Source organism: Streptomyces coryli (assembly GCF_011044975.1).
In the GTDB taxonomy this organism is placed as follows: Bacteria; Actinomycetota; Actinomycetes; order Streptomycetales; family Streptomycetaceae; genus Streptomyces; species Streptomyces coryli.
In genome coordinates this window covers 1-3,850 of record NZ_JAAKZV010000423.1, presented here as the reverse complement: position 1 = coordinate 3,850, position 3,850 = coordinate 1, and the positions used below count along the sequence as shown (strand labels likewise).

4 protein-coding genes are annotated in these 3,850 nt (G+C 73.3%); 1 reads left to right on the top strand and 3 read right to left on the bottom strand.

What is annotated here, in order from left to right:
• The first annotated feature begins 541 nt into the window (after positions 1–541).
• Positions 542–952, top strand: coding sequence for an SH3 domain-containing protein (locus G5C51_RS40505; RefSeq protein WP_165245719.1), 411 nt, complete (start codon positions 542–544; stop codon positions 950–952).
• 54 nt (positions 953–1,006) lie between these two features.
• Here G5C51_RS40505 and G5C51_RS40500 read toward each other — a convergent pair whose 3' ends face one another.
• The 3 genes from G5C51_RS40500 to G5C51_RS40490 all read right to left on the bottom strand — a co-directional run.
• Positions 1,007–2,494, bottom strand: coding sequence for a transporter (locus G5C51_RS40500; RefSeq protein WP_165245717.1), 1,488 nt, complete (start codon positions 2,492–2,494; stop codon positions 1,007–1,009).
• 57 nt (positions 2,495–2,551) lie between these two features.
• On the bottom strand, positions 2,552–3,349 hold the full coding sequence (locus tag G5C51_RS40495) for an ABC transporter ATP-binding protein (protein ID WP_165245715.1): 798 nt from the start codon (positions 3,347–3,349) through the stop codon (positions 2,552–2,554).
• A gap of 38 nt (positions 3,350–3,387) precedes the next feature.
• A partial coding sequence (locus G5C51_RS40490; RefSeq protein ID WP_165245713.1) for a bifunctional DNA primase/polymerase occupies positions 3,388–3,850 on the bottom strand: 463 nt, incomplete at its 5' end.

The following is a 3,850-nucleotide window of genomic DNA, read 5'->3' as shown; positions in this document are numbered from 1 at the left end:
CCCCCGAGCGGCTCCAGCGCCCGCGCCAGCCGCTCGGGCGCGACCACCGCCCCCGGCTCCCCGCGATCCCTGACCAGCCACTCCAGCTCAACCCCGGTCCGCCGCGGCGGCCCGGTCTTGAAACAGATCCCCGACACATGCGAGACAGCCTGCTCTTCCCACACCCCATGCATCGCCGACCCCTCCCTCCACACCAAGGCCTACCCAGCCAGTGTGCAACGAGCCACTGACAACACGACGTGACCGAGGAACGAACTCTTCAGCGGTGAGCCGCCGCGCGACGGTCGGTGGACGGCGCGGGCGGTCCCGGCCGATCACCCATCCGATCACCCATTCGCCCATGCCGAAGGGCGCTGCCCGGCCCGTCGCGGACCACCCGTCACGAGCCGCCCCTGCCGCCGGACGCATGACATCCGCTGTGCCGATCGAGGGAACTATCGCTTCGGCAGGCAGTACCTATCCGGTCATTAAGGAAGATAGTCATACGAAACGGACGAGGTGACGTGCCTCGCCGTCGGATACGACTGTCAAGGGGCAAGCAGTGCTGAAGAGAACAAGGACGACGGCAGCCGTGGCCGCCGGCGCGATCGCGTTCGGCGCCCTCGCCGCCACGCCCGTCATGGCCGCGCCCGCCGCCGCGCCGGAGGGCATGAAGACCTGGAGTGATGAGGCCCGGGGCGTGGTGACCGGCTACAACGGCATTGCCGTGCGGGCCAGGCCGAGCCTGAACTCGGAGAAGATCGGGCGCTACGGGCGCAGCCACATCGCCAACATCGTGTGCAAGGTCGCCGGCCAGGATGTCGCGGGCAACGGCATCTGGTTCAAGGTCAGGAAGCACGACGACCCGAGCCGGCACGGCTTCATCGCGGCCCGTTACGTGAAGAACGTCGACTACGTGCCGTACTGCGAGCACCACCGCTGGGGCGGCGGCGACGGCACCTGGGGCTACTGAGCAGGCTCGCCCCCGAACGTGTCGCGGCCGCGCCCCGTCCCGGGCGCGGCCTCGTCACCCCTTGCTCACCGCCGTGAGCACCTCCGGCAGCCGCCGCACCAGAAGCGGCGCCGCCACCCGCAGCCCGGCCTCCGCCACCGCCGCGCCGTACACCGCGCCGAGCGGCAGCAGCAGCCAGCGCCATGCCGCGCCGCCGTCGGCGAGCTGCAGCCAGATCAGCGCCGCCAGCGCCGGGGCGCAGAGCACCGCGCCGACGATCAGGCCCACCAGCAGGCTGATCCAGGCGAGTCCTGACTGCCCGGGCGCCACGTTCTTGAAGCCGCTGTCCTGCGGGATCGAGTACGGGAAGCGCACCGACGTCACCGCGCCGGTCGCGATCAGGGCGCCGAGCAGGGCGAGGGAGATGCCCAGCGCCTGCGGCAGCTCGCTCCAGCCGGCGAACAGGGCGGCCGAGAAGAGCGCCGCCACGATCACGTACGGCACCGCCACCAGCGCCACCGCCAGCGTGCGGCCGCGCAGTTCGCGGTGCGCGTCGGCGCGGTCGGAGATGGTGGCCGCCACCATCCAGAAGGCCGACGAGTCCTGGCCGAACTGGTTGTACATCTGGAAGCCGAGCATCCCCGCCGCCGCACACGCCAGATAGACGCTGCCGCCGCCCTGCGCGAGCACGATCACCGGGATGAGCAGGCCGATGCCGATCGACGACGCCCAGGCCGCCTTCGTCTTCGGCTCCCGCCACGCGTAGCGCAGCGAGCGCTGCGCGACCGTGCCCACCCGGCCCGCCGGGAGCAGGCCGTGCCCGCGGTTACGGTTCCGGCGCCGGCGCTCCGCCGACTGCACCGTCGAGGCGTCCGGCGAGGTCATCAGCCGGGTCAGCGTGCGCTGCCACCACCACAGCAGCCCCGCCAGCGCGGCCGCCGACAGCCCCAGCCCCACCGCCGCCCGCAGCGCGTCACCGGCGGCCGCGGCCCGTACCGCGTCGACCGCCGAGGCGGGCGGGATCCAGCGGAGCACGTCGGCGGCCGGCTCCAGGTCGGCGAGGCCGCGGCCGTCGCCGGCCAGCCGGCGGGCGCCGAGGTTCACCAGCTGGACGCCGATCGCCACCACCAGGCCGCTGAGCAGCGCCAGGTCGCGGCCTTTACGGCTGGTGAGCAGGCGGATGTTGGCGGTGGCCACGGCGCGGGCGAGGGCCACGCAGGTCAGTACCAGCAGCACGGCGGCCGGGACGGCGACGACGGCCGCGGCCGGGCCGGTACCGGCCGCGATCACCGAACCCGCGGCCAGGGTGAGGGTGAAGAGCGGGCCCGTACCGACGAGTGAGGCCGCCAGCAGCGCCACCACCAGCGGGCGCGGGCGCAGCGGCAGCATCGCCAGCCGCGTCGGGTCCAGGGTCTCGTCGCCGCCCGGGAAGAACAGCGGGAAGAACGCCCAGCCCAGCGCCAGCACCGCGGCCAGCAGCACCGCGAGCGCGCCGACATGGTCGTAGCCGCGGAGCAGGACCAGGCCGAACAGCTGCAGCGCGGCGAGGAGCAGCGCGAGCACGGCCGAGATGATGAAGGCGGCGCGGGGGCGGCGGTCGGCGCAGGGCGGCGGCAGCGGTCATCGAGCCGGTCCGCCCAGCCAGTCGAGATGCGCGGCCGGATTCCGCTCGCCCGCCCCGACCAGCTCCAGGAACGCGGCCTGCAGGCTCGCCGCCTCGCCGCGCACCTCGGCCAGCGGGCCGTGCGCCCGGATCCGCCCCGCCGCCATCACCGCGACCCAGTCGCACAGCGACTCCACCAGCTCCATCACATGGCTGGAGAAGACGACGGTGGCGCCGGAGGCGGTGTAGCGCTCCAGGACGCCGCGGATGGTCTGCGCCGAGACCGGGTCGACGCCCTCGAACGGCTCGTCCAGGAAGAGGACTTCGGGATTGTGCAGCAGCGCCGCGGCCAGGCCGATCTTCTTGCGCATGCCGGTCGAGTAGTCGATGACCAGCTTGTGCTGGGCCCCGGAGAGGTCGAGTACGTCCAGGAGCTGGCCGGCCCGCTGGTCCACCTCGTCGCCCGGAAGGCCGCGCAGCCGGCCGGTGTAGCCGAGGAGTTCGCGGCCGGTGAGCCGCTCGAAGAGGCGCAGTCCCTCGGGCAGCACCCCGATCCGCGGCTTCACCGCGACCGGGTCCCGCCATACGTCCGCGCCGCCGATCTCCACCCGGCCGTCGTCGGGCCTGAGCAGCCCGGTGACCATGGACAGGGTCGTGGTCTTGCCCGCGCCGTTGGGTCCGACCAGACCGATGAAGCGACCGGCGGGCAGCTCGAGGTCGATGCCGCCCACCGCGACCTGCTCGCCGAAACGCTTCCACAGCCCCTCGATCCGCACCGCGGCGGCGTCGGGGGCCGGTTCGTTCAGATCCCGCATGCCGCCAGCCTAAGCGGCGGACATCCGGGATTACGGGGTCAGCGCATCCGCCGCTCGCGCCCGCACGCGTACGCCAGCGGGGAGATGACCGCCTCCAGGTCGGGCAGCCAGGAGTTCGCAACCGTGGGCCGACGGGCCCACTGCACGCTGCCCAGGCCGCCGAGCCGGGTCGGCGGGGCCGGGATGAAGCCGCCCTCGCCGTGCACCTGCAGGTCGAGGGCGGACGGCACGTAACCCTGCTTGCGGACGAGGTCGGCCAGCTTCGCGGTCGCGCCCGGGAGGACGAAGAAGAGCATCCGGCGCTGCGGGGTGGCCGCGACCGGGCCGAGCGGGACGTCGGAGCGCTCCAGGCGGGCGAGCGCCAGACAACCGGCGGTTTCCGGGACATCTACGACATCAAAGCTCTTACCGGTGGGCAGGATCACCGAGGCGAGCGGGTGCTCGCGCCACCATTCGCGCATCTTGTCCGGACGGGGGGTGGGGGCGGACTTCCAGTTACGC

Bases quoted from the DNA above. Each gene is read 5' to 3' on its own strand.
- G5C51_RS40495 (WP_165245715.1), bottom strand. From the start codon at position 3,349: ATGCGGGATCTGAACGAACCGGCCCCCGACGCCGCCGCGGTGCGGATC.